The organism is Streptococcus suis (assembly GCA_002831545.1).
Lineage (GTDB): Bacteria > Bacillota > Bacilli > Lactobacillales > Streptococcaceae > Streptococcus > Streptococcus suis_P.
Genome location: CP025095.1, coordinates 2,216,117 through 2,237,189, shown reverse-complemented (window position 1 = coordinate 2,237,189; position 21,073 = coordinate 2,216,117). Strand labels below are relative to the sequence as shown.

17 protein-coding genes and 1 pseudogene are annotated in these 21,073 nt (G+C 40.0%); 14 read left to right on the top strand and 4 right to left on the bottom strand.

Features of this window, described 5'->3' with window-relative positions; all coding sequences use genetic code 11:
* Nucleotides 1-4: 4 nt before the first annotated feature.
* From CWM22_11040 to CWM22_11010, 7 genes are all read left to right on the top strand, one after another.
* A complete protein-coding gene (locus tag CWM22_11040) occupies nucleotides 5-1,093 on the top strand; it encodes a hypothetical protein (protein ID AUC92392.1) in 1,089 nt (362 codons plus the stop codon).
* A 12-nt stretch (nucleotides 1,094-1,105) separates the two neighbouring features.
* Entirely contained in the window at nucleotides 1,106-1,453 is a 348-nt protein-coding gene (locus CWM22_11035) for a hypothetical protein (GenBank protein ID AUC92391.1), read from the top strand.
* Nucleotides 1,454-1,584: 131 nt separating this feature from the next.
* Nucleotides 1,585-2,931, top strand: coding sequence for a hypothetical protein (locus CWM22_11030; GenBank protein ID AUC92390.1), 1,347 nt, complete (start codon nucleotides 1,585-1,587; stop codon nucleotides 2,929-2,931).
* A 118-nt stretch (nucleotides 2,932-3,049) separates the two neighbouring features.
* Complete coding sequence (locus CWM22_11025; protein ID AUC92389.1) at nucleotides 3,050-4,111, top strand: aminopeptidase P family protein; 1,062 nt, start codon at nucleotides 3,050-3,052, stop codon at nucleotides 4,109-4,111.
* 63 nt (nucleotides 4,112-4,174) lie between these two features.
* The gene (gene efp, locus CWM22_11020; protein AUC92388.1) at nucleotides 4,175-4,732 is read left to right on the top strand and encodes an elongation factor P; all 558 of its coding nucleotides are present in this window, start codon (nucleotides 4,175-4,177) and stop codon (nucleotides 4,730-4,732) included.
* 27 nt (nucleotides 4,733-4,759) lie between these two features.
* The gene (locus CWM22_11015; GenBank protein ID AUC92387.1) at nucleotides 4,760-5,152 is read left to right on the top strand and encodes an Asp23/Gls24 family envelope stress response protein; all 393 of its coding nucleotides are present in this window, start codon (nucleotides 4,760-4,762) and stop codon (nucleotides 5,150-5,152) included.
* Nucleotides 5,142-5,561: a transcription antitermination factor NusB gene (locus CWM22_11010; GenBank protein ID AUC92386.1), complete on the top strand. Its 420-nt coding sequence runs from the start codon at nucleotides 5,142-5,144 to the stop codon at nucleotides 5,559-5,561. Before CWM22_11015 ends, CWM22_11010 begins: the two co-directional genes overlap by 11 nt.
* An 81-nt stretch (nucleotides 5,562-5,642) precedes the next feature.
* Here CWM22_11010 and CWM22_11005 read toward each other — a convergent pair whose 3' ends face one another.
* Together CWM22_11005 and CWM22_11000 are read right to left on the bottom strand one after the other, a co-directional pair.
* Nucleotides 5,643-6,608, bottom strand: a complete 966-nt coding sequence (locus CWM22_11005; protein ID AUC92385.1) for a LacI family transcriptional regulator — start codon at nucleotides 6,606-6,608, stop codon at nucleotides 5,643-5,645.
* Nucleotides 6,589-8,043, bottom strand: coding sequence for a sucrose-6-phosphate hydrolase (locus CWM22_11000; protein ID AUC92384.1), 1,455 nt, complete (start codon nucleotides 8,041-8,043; stop codon nucleotides 6,589-6,591). The genes CWM22_11005 and CWM22_11000 overlap by 20 nt, the downstream gene beginning before the upstream one ends.
* A 203-nt stretch (nucleotides 8,044-8,246) precedes the next feature.
* On the opposite strand from CWM22_11000, the gene CWM22_10995 reads away from it, so the two are divergent.
* Entirely contained in the window at nucleotides 8,247-10,136 is a 1,890-nt protein-coding gene (locus CWM22_10995; protein AUC92383.1) for a PTS beta-glucoside transporter subunit EIIBCA, read from the top strand.
* 127 nt (nucleotides 10,137-10,263) lie between these two features.
* A complete protein-coding gene (locus tag CWM22_10990; GenBank protein AUC92382.1) occupies nucleotides 10,264-11,145 on the top strand; it encodes a fructokinase/branched chain amino acid--2-keto-4-methylthiobutyrate aminotransferase in 882 nt (293 codons plus the stop codon).
* 771 nt (nucleotides 11,146-11,916) lie between these two features.
* On the opposite strand, the pseudogene CWM22_10985 reads toward CWM22_10990, so the two are convergent.
* A pseudogene (locus tag CWM22_10985) lies at nucleotides 11,917-12,219 on the bottom strand (hypothetical protein).
* Nucleotides 12,220-12,626: 407 nt separating this feature from the next.
* On the opposite strand from CWM22_10985, the gene secA reads away from it, so the two are divergent.
* The 3 genes from secA to CWM22_10970 all read left to right on the top strand — a co-directional run bounded on the left by secA (nucleotide 12,627) and on the right by CWM22_10970 (nucleotide 16,722).
* On the top strand, nucleotides 12,627-15,152 hold the full coding sequence (secA, locus tag CWM22_10980) for a preprotein translocase subunit SecA (GenBank protein AUC92381.1): 2,526 nt from the start codon (nucleotides 12,627-12,629) through the stop codon (nucleotides 15,150-15,152).
* 114 nt (nucleotides 15,153-15,266) lie between these two features.
* On the top strand, nucleotides 15,267-15,626 hold the full coding sequence (locus tag CWM22_10975; protein ID AUC92380.1) for a holo-ACP synthase: 360 nt from the start codon (nucleotides 15,267-15,269) through the stop codon (nucleotides 15,624-15,626).
* Nucleotides 15,619-16,722 (top strand): alanine racemase, encoded by a 1,104-nt coding sequence (locus CWM22_10970; protein AUC92379.1) that lies wholly within the window; start codon nucleotides 15,619-15,621, stop codon nucleotides 16,720-16,722. Before CWM22_10975 ends, CWM22_10970 begins: the two co-directional genes overlap by 8 nt.
* A 918-nt stretch (nucleotides 16,723-17,640) precedes the next feature.
* Here the strand turns inward: CWM22_10970 and CWM22_10965 are convergent.
* Nucleotides 17,641-18,996, bottom strand: a complete 1,356-nt coding sequence (locus CWM22_10965) for an aspartate kinase (GenBank protein AUC92378.1) — start codon at nucleotides 18,994-18,996, stop codon at nucleotides 17,641-17,643.
* A 176-nt stretch (nucleotides 18,997-19,172) separates the two neighbouring features.
* Here CWM22_10965 and CWM22_10960 point away from each other — a divergent pair, with 176 nt between their 5' ends.
* Together CWM22_10960 and CWM22_10955 are read left to right on the top strand one after the other, a co-directional pair.
* Complete coding sequence (locus CWM22_10960; GenBank protein ID AUC92377.1) at nucleotides 19,173-19,814, top strand: HAD family phosphatase; 642 nt, start codon at nucleotides 19,173-19,175, stop codon at nucleotides 19,812-19,814.
* Nucleotides 19,815-20,251: 437 nt separating this feature from the next.
* A complete protein-coding gene (locus tag CWM22_10955; protein ID AUC92376.1) occupies nucleotides 20,252-21,043 on the top strand; it encodes an enoyl-CoA hydratase in 792 nt (263 codons plus the stop codon).
* The last annotated feature ends 30 nt before the right edge of the window (nucleotides 21,044-21,073 follow it).

Genomic DNA, 21,073 nt, shown 5'->3' with positions numbered 1-21,073 from the left:
ACATATGAAAAAGAATCTTTTAAAATTGTTGGTAGCAATATCAACGTTAAGTCTAGTAGCTTGTAGTCAGACGGAACAGACTAGTCAAGTGAACCAAGAAACTTCTAGTAGTACACAAAAGGTGACGGAAAGCTCAAGTACAACGAAGAGTGAGAAAGTAGTCAGCAGCCCAGATGATTTTCCTCGTGTAGATGAACATACTGAAATTGATGCTGAAGCAAAGCAAGCTGTAAAAGACTATGTAGGATTTTATTCAGGAATAGTTGACATTCCGTCAGCTGAAACAAGTCATGCTCCCGATGATAATTTGACCGTATTTTATAAGATTGATTTTGCAATCAACGAAGATGGTAGCTATGAATTGTATCTAGAGCGAGATGTTCCTGGAAGTCAAATAGGGCATTTGTATGTCACAAAAGACAATCAAATGAATGCTAAACTAAAGGTTGGGGAACTTCATCAAGGTAAGTTCGAACTAGAATATGGACAACTGTTGCTTTCAGAAGGTCCTAGCCTAACTCAAGGTTTTCTTGGAGAAGATGGAGAATTACTGCCAATGTATGGCTTTTATGGCAGTGATACACCAACAAACTATCTTGGTGTAACAGATAATGATGAAATTGTTGTAAAAGACGGTAAAGTACAGGCTACCTTTTACTTATCTGCTTATACCGACAAAGCAACTGTCATTGACCTTGAAAAACAAACAACAAGACCAACATCATTGAAGTACAGTACAGAACAGATTAGCCAATATTCAGCGGAACATTACAAAGAATTGGGGATGGCATCTGAAGTGACCTATCAGTACAATACAGTAAATGAGTTTCTACAGGCACTCAGATTGCGTCATACGACTCAGAAAAAAACGTTAGAAAAAATAAAAGTTGTTGATGGTAGTAGTCTGACTGGCTATTATACTTCTGATAATAAGGAAATTAAAAATATCAAGTTTGCGATATTCGATGGGATATCTAACTCTTACTATGTTTATACGGGAGATAAGGTTTATCAACTCGAAAATGAACACGAAGCCAAAGAAATAAAAGTTATACCTGAACTCATTGATTACATTAGTTACTCTGTAGGTTAAAAGGAGAGTAGGATGAAAAAATTATTAACCCTTATTTTAACGAGCGTCACCGTATTTTTCTTAGTTGCTTGCGGAGCTAAAAATGATAACGGGACCTATACCTATTCAAGGGAAAAAGACGGCACTACTTACACGGTAATTATCAAAATTGAAAATAATACTGGGACCCTTACGTTTGAAGAAAAAGGGGAAGATGGTCAAACTCAATCTGAGGAACAGGGACTGACTGTTGATCAAGAAAGAAAAACGCTAACAGCAGAAAATGATAATTCGACCGTGGATTATGAAATTGTTGATGGGGTCCTAACGTTAGACACTCTTGATTCAACTTTAGCAAATGCAGAGTTTACCAAAGAATAAACGTAAATACTCTGTTCCATTTGTCAGAAAAGTCGCTCTAGCGGCTTTTTTGTCTGATTTTTTCTACGCTTGATAAGCTAGTACAAATCAGATATAATATAAAAAATAAGTTACTTAACAAGGAGACCTCCATGCAATCGGAATACGTTTTATTGTGCAGTCCATACAGATACAGTTCAGTTTTTGCCAATTCAGTCAATAGACAATTTATCGAAAAAGAACTAATGAGTGTCGTCATGCCAGGTGTCAATATGATGACCAGAGGCCTGTTGCGAACCATGTTAGAAACAAACTATGGAATTACAGATTATTCAAGTTTAAAAGAAGAAATTGATAAACTGGAAGATGGTCGTTATCATGCTTTAGAAGATGTTTCTTCATTTATTGATGGAATAGGCACTCCTGATGTAAAAGACTTTTACCTTTCTTTAAATTCATTAACAGGTTCTCAACTAATCAAAGGCTTTGACGACTGCCGTATAATTGATGTCTTGACGAAATCGTATGCTACTCGCTTGATTACTAAAGAAGAATTTGAGGAACTGTTTACCAAGCAAACAGAGCGTATCAAAAATAGTTATCAGACTTGGGAACAATACCTAGCATCTTGTGTAATGGGAAAATTACTTCAGTATGTTCCTAGCTCAGAAACGATTACAAGCGTTGAGGAATATGTGGTAGATGTTTATTCTTTTTGTATTGCACCGACGAATGTCTTTTCTTATGGTACTTTTTGGGCAAATCATGAGTTAGCCAACTTGACAGCCTTGTTAGAAAACTTCTTACCTGAAGAAATTGTTAAAGAGTTAAAATCAAGGCAAGATCGTGTGGATTATAAGGGTGAGATTCCGGGACTTACTGTGCCTTCAAATGATTTGCTTGCTTCCCTAGAAGGAACCTCTATAGACCCAACTTTTATCGATTATGAACGCTATCAGTACCTGAGCGAACTTGCAGATTACGTTTTTTGGACTCCCCTTATTGAGAATAATCTTGAATGGATGATTGCAGAAAAAAACTTGCAAGAACAAGATACAATTCTTTTACCAAAGGAGTATGCAAGCCTTTATTCGGCTAGAGTATTTTGGTATCATTATCCAAGCTACAAGGAGTTGCATGAAGAACATATTTTTGCCATGTTTGAAGGAACTCTAAGTTTAAATCTTATCTTTACAGAGGAAGCTGTCTACACCTTTAAGAAGAAATTATTCGGCAAACCAGCACTTGTCAGAATCCCTTGGGAACAAGTTGAGTTAAGCTCCTCACTTAATTTATGGATGGAAGAAAGTAAAATTCATTTTGGCAAAAAGACAATCTCTAATGTCAGTCCAGTTTTAAGCGAAATCGGCCTAAATAGTAAGGTTATTGACGACCTAGATTCTCAAGAAAGGAAAGCTCTTGAAAATGAATGGCAACAAAAAATGAATCAATTTTTAGAGGGTATTCCTCAACGGATTCGTGAATTTAAAGGGAAATGAGAAGAAACTCTTAATGCTGTTTTGAAAAGTCGCTCTAGCGGCTTTTTTGTCTGCTGAAAATAATTGGTAAATCCTAGTATTTCTGCTATAATAGTTTAAAAATCATTGGAGGAACAGAATGCAAAAAAGACTTGGGAAATTTGAAGCAAAATTAACTCAATCAACTGTTGATGGAATCTTGGTGACTGGTCAAAACAATATTTACTACCTAACTGGTTTTTGGGGAACTGAGGCGACTGTCTTCATTAGTGGCAAGCGTCGCTTGTTTGTAACTGATTCGCGTTATACCTTGATAGCTAAGGCATCAGTAAAAGGTTTTGATATTATCGAGAGCCGTTTTGCCCTTGAAGAGATTGCAAAGGTGATTAAGGAAGATGGGCTTGAAACCATTGGTTTTGATAGCCAGGTGACCTATGGTTTCTATCAAAGTCTGACCAGCATTTTTGAGGGTTATCAACTAGTTGCCATGTCCAACTTTATCGAAGACTTGCGCATGATTAAGGATGAGAAAGAAATTGCAACCATTCGCCGTGCGTGTCAGATTTCAGATCAGGCTTTTATTGATGTTCTTGACTTTATCAAGCCAGGTCAGACGACTGAGATGGACGTCAATCATTTCCTTGACCACCGCATGCGTCAACTCGGTGCAGAAGGGGCATCATTTGAGTTCATCGTGGCATCTGGCTACCGCTCTGCTATGCCTCATGGAAGAGCGTCTGAAAAGGTTATCCAAGCTGGTGAGACCTTGACACTTGACTTTGGTTGCTATTACCAGCATTATGTCAGCGATATGACACGGACCATCCATATCGGTTATGTGACAGATCAAGAGCGTGAGATTTACGATGTGGTCTTGCGTGCCAATAAGGCTTTAATTGAGCAGGCCAAAGAAGGCGTCACCTACCGCGAGTTTGACGCTATTCCTCGTGAGATTATCAATGCGGCGGGTTACGGAGCCAACTTTACACACGGCATCGGTCACGGTATCGGCTTGGATATTCATGAATATCCGTATTTTGGAAAATCTGACGAGACTATCAAGGCAGGTATGGTCTTGACGGATGAGCCTGGTATCTATTTGGATGACAAATATGGTGTCCGTATCGAAGATGACCTATTGATTACGGAAAACGGTTGTGAAGTCTTGACATTAGCACCCAAGGAATTGATTGTCATTTGAGAAATTTGACAGTTTGTGGTAGAATAAAACGAATAAATAAAATTTGAAGAGGTATTCAATACAATGATTGAAGCAAGTAAACTTAGAGCAGGTATGACCTTCGAAGCTGAAGGTAAATTGATTAAAGTTTTGGATGCAAGCCACCACAAACCAGGTAAAGGAAACACCATCATGCGTATGAAATTGCGTGATGTACGTACAGGTTCAACCTTCGATACAACTTACCGTCCAGATGAAAAATTTGAACAAGCTATTATCGAAACAGTTCCAGCACAGTACCTTTACCAAATGGATGACACAGCTTATTTCATGAATACTGAGACTTATGATCAGTATGAAATTCCAGTAGCGACTATCAAAGAAGAATTGCTCTATATCTTGGAGAATTCTGATGTGAAGATCCAGTTCTACGGAACAGAAGTGATCGGTGTTACTGTACCAACAACTGTTGAATTGGTCGTTGCAGAAACACAACCATCTATCAAAGGTGCGACTGTTACAGGTTCAGGTAAACCAGCTACGATGGAAACAGGTCTTGTAGTCAACGTACCAGACTTTATCGAAGCAGGTCAAAAACTCGTTATCAACACAGCTGAAGGAACTTACGTATCACGTGCTTAATCGTTTCCTCTTAAGAAAGGAGAGCCTATGACAACAGAATATCAAGGCGAGATTGTTATCGCACCTCGCGTCCTTGAAGTAATTACAGGCATTGCTGCAGCGAAAGTTGATGGAGTGCATTCCCTTCAAAATAAGCGTGTAGCAGACAGTTGGTCAAAAACATCGTTAAATAAAGGTGTTTATCTTGAAACTGATGAGGAAGGTCGAGTGACTGCGGATATTTACGTCTATCTAGAATATGGTGTAAATGTTCCTGCTGTATCAATGGACATCCAGCGTGCAGTCAAGACAGCAGTTTACAACTATGCAGAAGTTCAAGTGGTTGCGGTTAATATCCATGTCAGCGGCATTGTTCCTGATAAAACACCAAAACCAGCATTGAAAGATTTATTCGGAGAGGATTTCCTTGATGAAGAATAATAGACATGCCCTGCGTAAGTGTGCTTTGCAGGCAATCGTATCACTCGAATTCGGTCAAGAACCTGTTCAGGCAGCTCAGTTTTCTTATCTTTATGATAGAGAGGAAGAGCAAGATGGAGTTGAAATTCCGCTCTTTCTCCTTAACCTTGTCAATGGTGTAGCAGACTATCGTGATGACTTGGATAAGGAGTTATCTAGCCGATTAAAAGCAGGATGGACCTTAGACCGTTTAACCTTGATTGACAAGAATATCATGCGACTAGGCCTATTTGAAATCTTACATTTCGAAGAAACGCCAGACCGTGTTGCTGTTAACGAGGCTATTGAATTGGCTAAAGAATTTTCTGATGAATCTTCAGCTAAGTTTGTCAATGGAGTTTTGAGCCAGTTTATTAAAGAAGAAGCCTGATGAGCTTCTTTTTTACTTGAGAAATAAGAGAATGTATCACAAAAAAACTGTACCTAATTTTTTTATTAGGCACAGCTTTTTTTATATACTAGCTCCTGCTAGTAGGCTAATCGGCAGGATATAGTCTGTTTTTGTCAGTTTTTTTCCTTCGATTTTATCAACTAATAGTTCAACCAGCAGTCTAGCTATTTCGGTTAATGGTTGCTTGATGGTTGTCAGTTGAGGATAGTAGTTTTCGATGAAACTTGTTCCATCATAACCAATCAATTTAATATCTTCTGGAATAGACAGTTTCAATGAACGAATGACGTTCCATACCAGCATAGCCGTTGCATCGCCAGATACAAAGATACCATCTGGTTTTTGCTTTTCAAGAATGGCTCGGATTTCCATCTCCTTGCGCACAGGTGAGAAATCACTGGAGATATGAAAAACTTCGGCTTTGTTCAAAATAGATGTGAAACCTACTTGGCGAAGGCCGGTAGGTGAATTGGAATCATCGTTTCCGGTAATCATTAATGGATTGTGACATCCCGCTTTTTGTAAGGTTTGGGCAGCTAATACCCCGCCAGCAAAATTATCGGAAGAGACAATGGGAATGGAAGGAGAGAGATTGCGGTCAAAAGCGATAATTGGAGCTACGACACGGTCGTAGTCTTGGATACCGAGATTGTGACTGCCCGAGATAATCCCATCTACTTGGTTAGCTGCCAACATTTCTAGATACTCACGTTCCTTATCGGACTCGTGCTGGCTATTGCAAATAATGGTTTTATAGCCTCGATCAAAAAGCTCTTTTTCTAAATGGCTAATCAATTCAGAATAAAAAATATTGTTTATTGTTGGGAAGATGAGACCAACTAATTTTGCAGATTTACCTTGTAAACTACGAGCTAAATTATTAGGTTTGTAGCCTAGTTCACGCATAGCCTCTTCGACATTGCGAATGGTTTTTTCAGATAGGTATCCTTTTTTATTGATAACGCGCGAGACAGTTGTTGGGCTGACCCCAGCTAACTGTGCGACATCAGTTAGTTTTGCGACCATAATCTAAATGGTAGTAGGTTCCGGTCGGATTACCAGTCGTAATGACGATACCAGACTGATCCGCATCAGGGAAGACACGACCAGAAAATACTTTCTCTCCTTTATTGATAAAGATTTCAAAGACAGATTTGTCGATGAAGATATTGGCTGTAAGAGCTCCTGGAGAAATCTCGCAAGAGCGACTTGTACCGAAATCGAGTGCGAATGGCTGACCACAGTTGCCACGGTCTAATGTAATTCGGCCTTGTTCAGTGTCTACAGACAAGACCAAGCCTTTTTCTTCTTCATTTGCGAACAATACGATTTCGTGTTTCGTGCCCGCTGAAAAATCAAGTTCCAATTCGTAAACATTATTGGTTTCTTTTTGGGCTGAAAATGGCTGAGCTTCTTTACGAAGACTGGTAATCGCATCGACTGGATATTGGTAGAGCTTACCGTCCTTGATGGTTAATTCTTTAACCAATGACAGACAGCCTTGGTAGTCATAAGCATCGGTTGGATATTCCACATCTGGAAGAGCCAACCAGCTAACAGATAGAGTTCGACCGTCTGGTGCATTAAAGGCCTGGGTTGCATAGCACTCAAAACCATAGTCCAGATTGATCAATTCACTCGGTTCGACAATGCTTGCTGTTTCAGGATCGAAACTCTGACCAATCTTGTACATATTTGGATAGATATTGTCATAGTCCAATACCTCTTTGTCTAAGCCTTGTGGACAGTAGAGGAGAATTGGTTGTTCGCCAACGAACGCAATATTCGGGCATTCCATCATATAAGCGGTCATATCATTGGCAAAATCTAGGTCACCAATATAGGACCAGTTGAGGTAGTCGTTATTTTCAGCTTTATAAAGTTTGACAATTCCCTTTTTATCCAGATTTTGTCCACCGACGATAGCGTAATATTGCCCTTTATAGTTGAAAATTTGTGGATCACGGAAATGGTCGGTGGTATCTCCTGGTTGCTCAATCAAGACTTTATCAATCTTTTCAATCTTACCATCTTTATCCATCAAGGCACCGATTTGGTATGGATGGCGAACCCAATTTTCATCGCGGACATTTCCAGTATAGAAGAGGAAGAGCTTGTCGCCAAATTCCATAGCTGAACCAGAGTAGGCACCGTGGCTATCAAGTGGTGTATCTGGGTACATAACCGTACCAGTTTCTTCAAAATGGACCAAATCCGTTGATTCTGTATGGACCCAAGATTTTAATCCGTGCGCAGCACCGAATGGGAAGTATTGGTAAAAAAGAGTCCATTTTCCATTAAAATAAGAAAATCCATTTGGATCATTTAATAGTCCATGTGGTGTTTCAATATGGAAATTTGTCCTCCAAGGAGAACTCTCTGTATTCTTCTTTATTTTTTCAATATATTCGGGTGTCCAGTCAGCATAAGCTCTGTAACGCTCCTCTGTTGTAAATGCCATAATTTTCTCCAAATTTTCTAGTTTTTCATTAATATAGTAAACGTTTTCTTGAAAAAAATCAAGTTTTAACAATGTTTTTAAGAAATTCAAAAAAAAATGTGATAAACGTTTGACATATTTTATAAAAGTGATATAATAAAACCATCGAAAGTTTGAAAACACTTTCAAAAAGCAAAAAAATTTAATAAGGAGATTTTTGCAAGATGAATAATACAGAAATTGCAAAAAAAGTCATTGATGCCCTTGGCGGACGTGAGAACGTACGTAGTGTTGCCCACTGTGCGACTCGTCTTCGTGTTATGGTTGTTGATGAAGGAAAAATCGACAAGGATACAGTCGAAGACATCGAAAAAGTACAAGGTGCTTTCTTCAACTCTGGTCAATACCAAATCATCTTTGGTACTGGTACAGTAAACAAAATCTACGATGAAGTGGTTGCCCTTGGTTTGCCAACAGCGACTACTGGTGAACAAAAAGCTGAAGCTGCTAAACAAGGTAATGCTTTCCAACGTGCGATCCGTACTTTCGGTGACGTATTCGTTCCAATCATTCCTGCTATCGTAGCAACTGGTCTTTTCATGGGTCTTCGTGGCTTGTTTGCCGCTCTTGAAATGCCCTTGACGGGGGATTTGAACACTTACTCACAAATCCTAACAGATACAGCCTTCATCGTATTGCCAGCCTTGGTGGTATGGTCAACCTTCCGCGTATTTGGTGGTAACCAAACCATCGGTATCGTTCTTGGTATGATGTTGATTGCAGGTCAATTGCCAAACGCTTGGGTCGTTGCATCAGGTGGTGATGTGAAGCCATTGATGTTCTTCGGATTCATCCCAGTCGTTGGTCTGCAAGGTTCTGTCTTGCCAGCATTCATCATCGGTTTGATTGGTGCTAAATTCGAGAAAGCTGTTCGCAAGGTTGTTCCAGAAGTTCTAGATCTTTTGGTAACTCCATTCATTACCTTATTTGTAATGTCAATCCTTGGCTTGTTTGTCATCGGTCCAGTCTTCCACGTGGTTGAAAACTACATCTTGGCTGCAACACAAGCTATCTTGAACTTGCCAATGGGTCTAGGTGGTCTCCTTATCGGTGGTGTTCACCAAGTTATCGTCGTATCAGGTGTTCACCATATCTTCAACTTCTTGGAAGCTCAATTGGTAGCTAACACAGGAGCTAACCCATTCAACGCTATTATCACTGCAGCTATGACAGCACAAGGTGCGGCCACTGTAGCGGTTGGTGTGAAAACTAAGAACCCTAAATTGAAAGCTCTTGCTTTCCCTGCAGCTCTATCTGCTTTCCTTGGTATTACTGAGCCAGCTATCTTCGGTGTTAACTTGCGTTTCCGTAAGCCATTCCTTCTTTCATTGATTGCAGGTGCAATCGGTGGTGCCTTTGCCTCAATCCTTGGACTTGCTGGTAACGGTATGGGTGTAACCATCATTCCTGGTGCGACACTTTATGTTGGTAACGGTCAATTGTTCCAATACATCCTTATGGTAGTAGTATCATTTGCTCTTGGTTTTGCTCTTACTTACCTCTTCGGTTATGAAGATGAGGAGAAAGAAGTAAAAAAGCCTAGTGCTTCAACACAAGAAACAGCTGAAACGCTTGAAGAAGCAGAAACAGGACTTGTAGCTGAAGAAACTCTTGTATCTCCACTTTCAGGTGACGTTGTTGCCCTTGAAAATGTTAATGATCCAGTCTTCTCATCAGGAGCTATGGGTAAAGGTTTGGCTGTTAAACCATCTGAGGGTGTTGTTTACGCTCCAGCAGATGCAGAAGTAACAATTGCTTTTGAAACAGGTCATGCTTACGGATTGAAAACAGCGTCTGGTGCTGAACTTTTAATTCACATCGGTATTGATACTGTATCAATGAACGGTAATGGATTTGAAAAATTAGTAGCAGCAGGTGATAAAGTAAAAGCTGGTACTCCGATTGCTAAATTCGATGCTGCGAAAATTGCTGAAGCAGGTCTTGATGATACAACTATGATCATTGTGACAAACACAGCAGACTTTACAGAAGTTTCACCACTTGCTGAGGGAACAATCGCTCACGGTGTAGAATTCTTGAAAGTAGCTAAGTAATCTTATATAAAATCGATTTGTAGAGCATGACTCTACTACATAATTAACAGGAAAAAGGCTTTCAGCCTTTTTCTTCTGTTTGCTTATATGTTATAATAAAAGTGATAAAAATTTTGGAGACAATCAAATGACAAAATTATATGGTAGCTTAGAAGCTGGTGGTACAAAGTTTGTTTGTGCAGTAGGTGATGAGAACTTTCAAGTTGTTGAAAAAACGCAATTTCCAACGACAACTCCTTATGAAACGATTGAGAGAACGGTTGAATTCTTCAAGCGCTATGAAGATCGTTTGGCAGGTATTGCGATAGGTTCTTTCGGTCCAATTGATATTGATCAAAACTCACAGACTTATGGTTATATCACTTCGACACCAAAACCACACTGGTCAAATATTGATTTACTTGGTCTGATTGCTAAGGAATTTAACATTCCATTCTACTTCACGACGGATGTGAATTCATCAGCTTTTGGTGAAACATTGGTTCGTAAAGGGGTAAAGAGCTTAGTTTACTATACAATCGGTACAGGTATTGGTGCAGGTGCTATTCAGAATGGTGAGTTTATCGGTGGCTTGGGTCATACCGAAGCGGGTCATACTTACGTTTCCCTACACCCTTACGATGTAAAACATGAATTTAAAGGAATGTGTCCATTCCACAATGGGTGTTTGGAAGGCTTAGCTGCAGGTCCTTCTCTTGAAGGTCGTACAGGTATTCGCGGAGAATTAATTGAACTTAATTCAGAAGTGTGGGATGTTCAAGCCTATTATATTGCTCAGGCAGCAGTACAGGCAACCTTGCTTTATCGTCCGCAAGTCATTGTATTTGGTGGAGGAGTTATGGCTCAAGAGCACATGCTTAATCGTGTACGTGAGAAGTTTGTCGGTTTGATGAACGATTATCTCCCAACGCCAGATGTCAAAGAATATATCGTAACGCCAGCTGTTGCTGAAAATGGTTCTGCAACTCTTGGGAACTTTGCTTTGGCAAAACAGGTATCAGAAAAGTAACATAAAAAGTTAGGGACTAGAAATAATCCCTAACTTTTTTCTTATTCTGTAAAAATACTAGTTCTATAATCAGGCTCTTGATTTTCTGTAATGGAGAGAGCAGTATACATATTTTCAGAACGAAATTCAACCGCTTGTAGGCTTGGAACTACCTTGTCTAGAATGTCAGAGTAGTCTTGTAATGTTTGGAAAGGTGAATAAGTAACTCCCCAATCCGCTATTTGGTAGTAAGCACGTTATCTTTGTTTTCTGTATATTGGAGCGGGAAAAATAAGGTGCTGCCATCTTCAAAGTGATCTAGGAGTGTACTGATGTTTTCTTCTCTTCTCTTCCCTGTATATCAGAAATAATGGTATTGTCGGTCATGGGGACAAGGCTGATCATTTTACTACTAGCCAATTTGTGGTCTGCGCCAATATTGTTGGCAGCCTTTTTTAGTTGCTGATTGTCGCTTGTTGGATCTAATTTTTTTAGATTGAAGAGCAAAGTTTCATTATTTATAGCACTATCGGTACTATCTTGCTGCTGAGATGATGCAGTTGTGGAAGAGCTCTCTTTATTTTCGGTAGATTGCGGACCTATATCCTTGTCAGTGACATAGCCTACATACTGATACTGCTTTATGTTACTTGGATTAGGAAGTTGGTCTCCGACTTTTAGCTGATGAACCTGATTGTAGTCTGCAAGTAAATTGCTTTCTAAAGCCTGGATGCTCTGGATAGGTAGAATAGAACCAGTGGCGGTCAGAAGAAGAATGGATGAAATAATCCCTTTCTTTTTGCCTTTTCCGACCAAACTTATTCCTAGAACTAGAAGAAGTCCCCCTCCAATCGTTAATAGATTGATCCCGGTCTCCCCTGTAGCTGGAAGAATCCCAAATATTTTTTTAGGTTCGGTCTTGTAGATGAGATAGATTGTTTGATTCTCCGTAGCTATTTCTTTGGAAGGTGAGACAGTTTTCGGCTTAGATAAGACAGAATCCTTCTCTGAACTTGTTAGTTCATCTTGTGCAATATATTGATATTGAACAGATACCGTCGATGCATATAGGAGGCTGGCTTCCCCATAGGCCACTCACTATGGCTACTGTAGTACTAGACATGGCTAGTTGTTTAAGAGCGATTTTCTTGGTATACATTTTCCTCTCCTTTTTAAATATTTACTTGTACAATCAGATTATACTACTTGTACGAAGAAAAAAATGCCAAATCGTTCACATTTTTGGGGCAATAGTGCATATTTTTTTAAAATTTTAAATGGTATATTTTTACTAGAGATAGAGGATGGTATTCTGGTATTTATTTTAGTAATTGGTGTCTTAATCATGTTCTTTTTAGCAATGTAGTATTACTGTGTAGAAATTTTTCCAGATTATGGTATTTTTATCTAAGAATACTGTGTATCCTAGTGCCAAACCTTGAAAATTGCCTAATTTTCTGCTACAATATATTATTGACTAAAATTGAAATAGGATGAATGATATGGTAACAAATGTACTTCGTTCTCTCATTGAAAATGATAAGGGAGAGCTAAGAAAACTTGAGAAAATGGCAGACAAGGTCTTCTCGTATGCCGATGAAATGGAAGCGCTGACTGATGAACAGTTGCAAGCTAAGACAGCAGAATTTAAGGAGCGATACAATAACGGTGAATCCCTCGACGATCTTTTGTACGAAGCTTATGCGGTAGTCCGTGAAGGAGCACGTCGCGTATTGGGCCTCTATCCCTACAAGGTTCAGGTTATGGGAGGAATCGTTCTTCACAACGGTGACGTTCCAGAAATGCGTACAGGTGAAGGTAAAACTCTGACTGCAACGATGCCTGTTTATTTGAATGCCTTGTCTGGTCAAGGTGTTCACGTAGTGACGGTTAACGAGTATCTTTCTACTCGTGATGCGACTGAAATGGGTGAATTGTATTCATGGCTTGGTCTATCAGTTGGTATCAACTTAGCTGCTAAATCACCCTTGGAAAAACGTGAAGCCTATAACTGCGATATTACTTATTCGACCAACTCAGAGATTGGTTTTGACTACCTCCGAGACAATATGGTTGTTCGCGCAGAAGACATGGTTCAACGTCCTCTCAATTACGCCTTGGTCGATGAAGTTGACTCAATCTTGATTGACGAAGCTCGTACGCCGTTGATTGTATCTGGTGCACAAGGTTCTGAAACAAACCAGTTGTATTTCTTGGCAGATAATCTTGTTAAATCTTTGACAACAGAAGATTACATCATTGACATTCCATCTAAGACGATTGGTCTGTCTGATTCAGGTATTGACAAAGCAGAGAAATTCTTCAAGTTAGATAACCTCTACGATATTGAAAATGTAGCCATTACCCATTTCTTGGATAATGCACTTCGTGCCAACTACATTATGACCTATGATATTGACTATCTGGTCAATGAAGACCAAGAGGTCATGATTATCGATCCATTTACAGGTCGTACGATGGAAGGTCGTCGTTATTCTGATGGACTTCACCAAGCCATCGAAGCTAAGGAAGGTGTACCGGTTCAAAACGAGTCTAAGACAAGTGCCTCTATTACCTACCAAAACCTTTTCCGTATGTATAAAAAATTATCAGGGATGACGGGTACTGGTAAAACAGAAGAGGAAGAATTCCGTGAAATCTACAACATCCGTGTCGTACCAATTCCAACCAACCGCCCAATCGCGCGTGTTGACCACGAAGATTTACTCTATCCAAGTCTAGAATACAAATTTAATGCCGTCATTGCTGATGTGAAGAGACGCTATGAGAAAGGGCAACCTGTCTTGGTCGGTACAGTTGCGGTTGAAACTTCTGATTTGATTTCTCAAAAATTGGTAGCTGCAGGTGTCCCTCACGAAGTATTGAATGCTAAAAACCACTATCGTGAAGCGCAGATTATTATGAATGCTGGTCAGCGTGGTGCGGTCACTATTGCGACCAACATGGCGGGACGCGGTACCGATATTAAGTTAGGTCCAGGTGTACGTGAACTTGGTGGGCTATGTGTTATTGGTACTGAGCGCCATGAAAGTCGTCGTATTGATAACCAGCTTCGTGGACGTTCAGGTCGTCAAGGTGACCCAGGTGAATCACAATTCTATCTATCTCTCGAAGATGACTTGATGAAACGCTTTGGTTCAGAACGCATTAAAGTATTTATGGAGCGTATGAATCTAACAGAAGAAGAGTCCGTTATCAAGTCTAAAATGTTGACACGTCAAGTTGAATCTGCTCAGAAGCGTGTGGAAGGGAACAACTACGATTCACGTAAACAAGTCCTTCAATATGACGATGTGATGCGTGAGCAACGTGAAATCATCTATCGCCAACGCCAGGATGTTATTACTGCTAACCGTGATTTGGCTCCTGAAATCAAAGCGATGATGAAACGGACGATTGAACGCCAAGTTGCTGGTCACTTCCTTGGTTCGAAAGATGAAGCTATTGATGGAATTATCAAATTTGCGCATGCAAATCTCGTTGACGATGATACCTTGAGTAAAGCTACTTTTGAAGCAATGAATCAGAAAGAGATTGTCGAAGAGCTCTATGAACGTGCTTTGAGAGTCTATGATTCGCAAGTGAAAAAATTACGCGATGAAGAACGTGTACGCGAATTCCAGAAAGTTCTTATCCTTCGTGTTGTGGATAACAAATGGACAGACCATATTGATGCCTTGGATCAATTGCGCAATGCAGTCAGCCTTCGTGGATATGCTCAAAACAATCCAATCGTTGAATATCAATCGGAAGCATTTACTATGTTCAACGATATGATTGGGGCTATCGAGTTTGAAGTAACCCGCTTGATGATGAAGGCGCAAATTCATGACAATATTGAGCGTGAGCGCACAAGTCAAGAAGCACATACGACAGCTGTTAAGAATATTATGCCGAACCAATCGCATGCAATTCAGGAGAATGTATCTTTTGAAGGTGTTGATCGTAACGATCCATGCCCATGCCAGTCTGGTAAGAAATTTAAAAATTGTCACGGCCGTAAATAGGAATGACGCGTGGACTGGACGGCTGTCCAGTCCTTTTGCAATTTTTAGACAAGTCACTAGAGTCAGTTCGTTTATTTTGATAAATGAAATGACTATGCAAAAGGAGACCGATTAATGATAGTAGGACATGGCATTGACCTTCAGGAGATGGAGGCGATTGAAAGTGCCAGAATCAAACACCAAGGGTTTCCCCAAAAGATTCTCACAGAGAAAGAATTTGAACGGTATCAAAGTCTGTCCGGTCGCCGTCAGTTAGAATATTTAGCTGGACGTTGGTCAGCCAAAGAAGCACTGACGAAGGCCTTGGGGACAGGCATTGGTAAGATAGGATTTCATGATATTGAAATTCTGAATACCAGCAAAGGAGTTCCCTATGTGACGAAGAGTCCCTTTGATGGGAATATTTGGCTCAGCATTAGCCATTCAGGAAATTTTGTACAAGCTAGTGTGATTTTGGAGGAGAAAGATGATTGAAAGTGAACATCGACCCACGCAAATTCGGGTTAACTTAGATGCGATTGCGGAAAATTTCGAGCAAGTAATGACCAACTTGCCCCATAAGACCGAAGCATTTGCTGTTGTTAAGGCGAATGCTTATGGTCATGGAGCTGTTGCGGTAGCGAAAAAGTTATCTAGTCAAGCAGCTGGTTTTTGTGTTTCGAATTTGGATGAAGCATTAGAGTTACGTAAAGCAGGTATCGAGCATCCTATCTTGATTTTAGGAGTGGTTCCTGTACGTTTTTTACCAGTAGCTCATCAACTCAATATCAGTGTGACAGTTGCCAGTCTGGACTGGTTGCAAAATACAAAAGACTTAGAGGCTGATTTATCTGGTCTAACTGTTCATCTTAAGCTAGATACAGGTATGGGGCGGATTGGTTTTAGAAAAATAGCCGATTTGCTACAAGCGATTGCTATCCTTGAAGAATTAGAGTATGACATCGAAGGAGTTTATACTCATTTTGCTACTGCGGATGAGGTTGAACAGGCGCACTTCGAGAGTCAACTGTCTATTTTTAAAGAATTTTTGGATGTTCTACCAATTACTCCGCGCTGGATTCATGCCAGCAATTCAGCAACAAGCATTTGGCATGCTGATACAGTATTTAACCTGGTTCGTTTGGGAAACATTCTTTATGGACTTAATCCAAGTGGACGAGTGCTAGAACTCCCGTTTGATGTTCAACCAGCCTTATCTCTCGTATCTGAAATTGTTCATGTAAAGCAGGTTGAAGCTGACACAACAATTGGCTACGGAGCTACTTATCACAGCGCCGATTCAGAATGGATTGCGACCGTTCCGATAGGATATGCAGATGGTCTCGTCCGAAGCTTACAAGGCTTATCAGTCTTAGTCGATGGGCAGGCTTGTGAAATTGTAGGGCGTATTTCGATGGACCAGATCACCATTCGTTTACCTCATGCTTATCCACTTGGTCAAAAAGTCACCCTAATCGGTCAAGATGGAGATAAAACGATCTCTGTTCAGGAGTGGGCTGATCGCATCGGAACCATAAATTACGAGGTGGTTTGTCTTTTGACAGATCGCCTACCTCGAATTTTTGAATAACAGCGATAGTAAAAGTGACGATAATCCGCCTCTTTCACTAGAATAGAAGGCTAAAATATTAGAGAAGTGTTACCTAGAGATTGTCTATAATACAAATATCGTCATTTAGTTGACTTTTATTACTTCGACGTAAGGGGAGTGGGAAAGAACTCGATCAAGATAAAAGAGTTCGTCTTCCCACCCCCGCACAGTTGATTAGGCCAGATTTGGAGTGCAAAACACGAACAAATCTGCCAATCAACCACTGCGCTGAGATGTTGACGCGAACTCTGAGTAGTGGTCCTGGGCTTTTTGCCCAGCCTCTATTTCCAACTTCAAACACTCCACTGGATTGTTTGAACTCGCCTTGCCTGATTTTGTAAAAGTGACTTGCTTTGCAAGCAATCTGGGGGATACGAATAGTCCAGTGGACTATTCGTACCTGAGCCTGAAAACAAAAAAGCGAAGTACATCAGCTGGTCACCTAGAAATAAGAAAGCATTGAGTTATGCCTGTGGCTTTTGATGTGAACATCGTTCACTTTGTCCCCCAGTCTCCAACTATCTCCCAGATAGTTGGAGCGAGTACTAAAAGTAAACTAAAAGACTATAATGAGGCTGGTCAAAAAGTCTAATACTCTTCGAAAATCAAAATTATCCTTTGTCAACTTGCCTTGATGAACTCCAGTTCTATCTTGGACTTCGTTTCCTAGGCTACTTTTGATTTTCATTGAGTATAAAAATAAAAAATAGCTTAGAATTGCATCGTCAGAAACGTTGATTCTAAGCTATTTTTGCTTATTCAAATTTTAATTGCTACTCAATGAAAATTAAAATCAGACTAGCTCCAATGGAGCTTGACACTCATCAAATCAAGTCAACAACGTCTGGTTTTGATTTTCGAAGAGTATGAAGAGGGAACTGACCGACCTCGTTGTGATTATTGCTCGTTAAAAAAAGCTTCATAGAGTGCGTGCAGAGCGCGTTTCTTTTCTTCGGTTTTGACAACGAACATAACAGAAACTTCACTGGCTCCCTGTGAAATCATTGCCAAGTTGACATTTTGTTTAGAGAGGGCAGTGGTAGCGGTAGCTGTTACACCGACATGGCTCTTCATATTTTCACCAACAATCATGATAATAGATAAACCATGTTCGATTTCGGCCTTGTCAACTTCCATTTTCGTATTGAGTTGACGAAGGATCTCTTCTTCCTTAATAGGAGTCAATTCACGCTCACGGACTACGATGGATAAATCGTCAATACCGGTCGGCATGTGCTCCCAGCGAATATTGAGATCTTCGAGAATTTGCAACACCTTGCGACCAAAACCAACTTCACGGTTCATCAAGTATTTGGACAAGTTAATGCTGACAAAACCATCGTCTGCAGCAATACCGACAACAGGAACTGTTTGCTCGGTATGTTTGTGTACAATTCGGGTACCAGGGTGAGTTGGGTTATTGGTGTTTTTAATAACCAATGGAATTCGTCCGCGATAGGCAGGAAGGAGGGCTTCATCGTGGAGGACGGAGAAACCTGCATAAGCTAATTCTCGCATTTCACGATAGGTCAATTCTTTGATTGAATGTGGATTTTTAATGATGCCAGGATGGGCAGCAAATATACCATCGACATCTGTAAAGTTTTCATAGAGGTCAGCCTTGACTCCGGCAGCAATGATGGAACCTGTAATATCCGATCCACCTCGTGAGAAGGTACAAATCTGGTTATCAATAGTTACACCGAAGAATCCTGGGATAATGAGTACTTCATCTGTATCACGAAGCTCTTCGATTTTGTCATAACTTGAAGGCAAAATGCGAGCATTTCCTGGTTCAGAGCTGACAATAATACCAGCTTTTTTAGGATGTACATAGCGTGCAGGCAATCCTCTGTGGGTAAAATATTCGGCAATCAATTTGGCATTATTATCTTCACCAGCTGCTAAGAATGCGTCGTAAAGGAATTTGTTATCATCAATTGGTAGGCTGGCCAAAGAGACGATGCTGTCTGCGATTTTCTTCATGCTGTTAGCTGTGAAACCAAGTTCGTCAACCATTGCCTGATAACGGTTGATGATCCATTCTTGACTGGCAGTCACATCTTTTCCGTTAACATATTCTTTATAATATTTAATCAACGCATCAGTAACTTTAGTATCCTCAGCATTGCGTTTTCCAGGTGCAGACACCACAACAAAGCGACGTTCTGAATCAGATTGAACAATATTGAAAACTTTTTCTAACTGTCCAGCTGAAGCAAGTGAGCTTCCTCCAAATTTAATAACTTTCATTCTCATCTCCTTGGATATTTTTTTCTATTATAGCAGAATGATATGAAATTGTCAGTATGTTCAGACAAATCTTGCCAAGAATTTTATCGAAAAACGAACAAGAGACAAGTATGAAAATTTCAGAAAAACATTTTTTTCTTTCAACTGTGTTACAATTAAAGGAATAGGAGGCGAGTATGGTAAAAGCAATTATTTTCGACATGGATGGTGTACTTTTTGATACAGAAACATTCTATTTTCAACGTCGAGCGGATTTTTTAGCGACAAAAGGTTTATCGGTTGATCATTTGGATCCATCTATATTTGTCGGTGGAAGGGCTAGTCAAATTTGGCAACGGATTTTAGGGGATGATTATGATAACTGGGATGTCCCTGCCTTGGAAGAAGAATATCGTGTGTATAAAGAAAAGCGACCAACCCCTTATGCAGAGCGGATTTTTCCTGAAGTTAAAGCGGTATTGGAGAGACTAACTATCCAAGGTATTCTTGTAGTTTTGGCTTCAAATACCGACCGTTCAGATATCGAACGTGCTCTACTAGATGCTGGTATACGCTCTCACTTTAGTCATGTTTTCTCAGCGATGGATTGTGAGGCCCCAAAACCAGATCCCGCGGTTTATGTGAAAGCAGCCAGTGCAACAGGAGTAGCTAAATCGGACATTTTAGTATTTGAAGATAGTGCGAAGGGGATTGAAGCGGCTAAAAAAGCAGGTTTGACAGTTTGGGCTATTCGAGACCAGCATTATGGAATTGATCAGTCGAAAGCAGATAAATTGGTAGACAATCTTGAAGAGGCCTTTGACTTATTGCGATTTTAAGAAATATGATATTGTATCCAAGTATTAGTTCTTGGTGAAAAATGGTATTTCTAGCTCAGAATCCAGTTAAATCTTCCAAAAGTATTAACGTGAAAAAATGATAGTTGTAAATTAATCTTAGATCCTATATTTACAGTTCAGACTTGCATATTGAGGTTGTTTTTTTCAAAATACAGTCAGTATTTCCCACAAAACCTACCTTGATGAGTGAAAAAAGCCAAGGCGCTTTGCGTGTGAATATAGGTTCTTAGACACGTTATTTTCTAGCATATCTAAATTTTATATTTCGATGATAGCCCCCATCTTTTTCGGATGTCACACTTTCCTTGCTAGAAAAAAGTGACAATTTTAAAAACTGTGTTACAATGGAAAACAAGAATTTGAAGTTTGATATTCAAATCTTTTAATTATCAAACTATTTTGAAAGGAGCAAGGGAATGGCCTACCAAACAATTCGTTATGAAGTAATTGATTCCGTAGCGATTCTAACTTTAAACAGACCGGAAGTGGCAAATGGTTTTAATATTCCTATGTGTGAAGAAATCTTAGAAGCAATCCGCCTTGCAGAAGGGGATGCCTCCGTCAAAATTTTACAAATTCAAGCACAGGGTTCCATTTTCTCCGTGGGTGGAGATTTAGTTGAGATGAAGCGTGCAGTTGATGATGATGATATTGCTTCTTTAGTAAAAATAGCAGAGCTGGTGAATGATATTTCGTTTGCGATGAAGAAATTGTCTAAAGTGGTCATTATGGTGACGGATGGAGCAGTGGCTGGAGCCGCGGCTAATATGGCAGTGGCAGCTGATTTTGTTATTGCCTCCAGCAAGACAAAATTCATCCAAGCCTTTGTAGGCGTTGGACTTGCGCCGGATGCGGGGGGGCTCTTTCTACTGAGTCGTGCTATTGGGGCTAATCGTGCTAGTCACTTGGCGATGACTGGAGAGGGCTTATCAGCGGATAAGGCTTTAGAATATGGGATTATTTATAAATTGGCAGAGCCAGAAAAACTAGAAAAGACAGTTGCCCAGGTCATAAAAAAACTCTTGCGAGGCTCAGTAAATTCTTATGCAGCAATCAAACAACTGACATGGGAAAGTCAATTTAAAGACTGGGAGTCTTATCGCCGATTGGAGCTGGATTTGCAAGAAACATTGGCCTATAAAGAGGATTTTAAAGAGGGAGTTCGAGCGCATGCAGAACGACGTAGACCAGTGTTTACGGGAGATTAATTTTTAAATTAGTAAAAAAAATGTTTGACA

Bases quoted from the DNA above. Each gene is read 5' to 3' on its own strand.
- CWM22_10995 (AUC92383.1), top strand. From the start codon at position 8,247: ATGAATAATACAGAAATTGCAAAAAAAGTCATTGATGCCCTTGGCGGA.
- CWM22_11005 (AUC92385.1), bottom strand. From the start codon at position 6,608: ATGGTCGCAAAACTAACTGATGTCGCACAGTTAGCTGGGGTCAGCCCA.
- CWM22_10975 (AUC92380.1), top strand. From the start codon at position 15,267: ATGATAGTAGGACATGGCATTGACCTTCAGGAGATGGAGGCGATTGAA.
- CWM22_10970 (AUC92379.1), top strand. From the start codon at position 15,619: ATGATTGAAAGTGAACATCGACCCACGCAAATTCGGGTTAACTTAGAT.
- secA (AUC92381.1), top strand. From the start codon at position 12,627: ATGGTAACAAATGTACTTCGTTCTCTCATTGAAAATGATAAGGGAGAG.
- efp (AUC92388.1), top strand. From the start codon at position 4,175: ATGATTGAAGCAAGTAAACTTAGAGCAGGTATGACCTTCGAAGCTGAA.
- CWM22_10965 (AUC92378.1), bottom strand. From the start codon at position 18,996: ATGAAAGTTATTAAATTTGGAGGAAGCTCACTTGCTTCAGCTGGACAG.
- CWM22_11000 (AUC92384.1), bottom strand. From the start codon at position 8,043: ATGGCATTTACAACAGAGGAGCGTTACAGAGCTTATGCTGACTGGACA.
- CWM22_11035 (AUC92391.1), top strand. From the start codon at position 1,106: ATGAAAAAATTATTAACCCTTATTTTAACGAGCGTCACCGTATTTTTC.
- CWM22_11040 (AUC92392.1), top strand. From the start codon at position 5: ATGAAAAAGAATCTTTTAAAATTGTTGGTAGCAATATCAACGTTAAGT.
- CWM22_11030 (AUC92390.1), top strand. From the start codon at position 1,585: ATGCAATCGGAATACGTTTTATTGTGCAGTCCATACAGATACAGTTCA.
- CWM22_11015 (AUC92387.1), top strand. From the start codon at position 4,760: ATGACAACAGAATATCAAGGCGAGATTGTTATCGCACCTCGCGTCCTT.
- CWM22_10960 (AUC92377.1), top strand. From the start codon at position 19,173: ATGGTAAAAGCAATTATTTTCGACATGGATGGTGTACTTTTTGATACA.
- CWM22_11025 (AUC92389.1), top strand. From the start codon at position 3,050: ATGCAAAAAAGACTTGGGAAATTTGAAGCAAAATTAACTCAATCAACT.
- CWM22_11010 (AUC92386.1), top strand. From the start codon at position 5,142: ATGAAGAATAATAGACATGCCCTGCGTAAGTGTGCTTTGCAGGCAATC.
- CWM22_10955 (AUC92376.1), top strand. From the start codon at position 20,252: ATGGCCTACCAAACAATTCGTTATGAAGTAATTGATTCCGTAGCGATT.
- CWM22_10990 (AUC92382.1), top strand. From the start codon at position 10,264: ATGACAAAATTATATGGTAGCTTAGAAGCTGGTGGTACAAAGTTTGTT.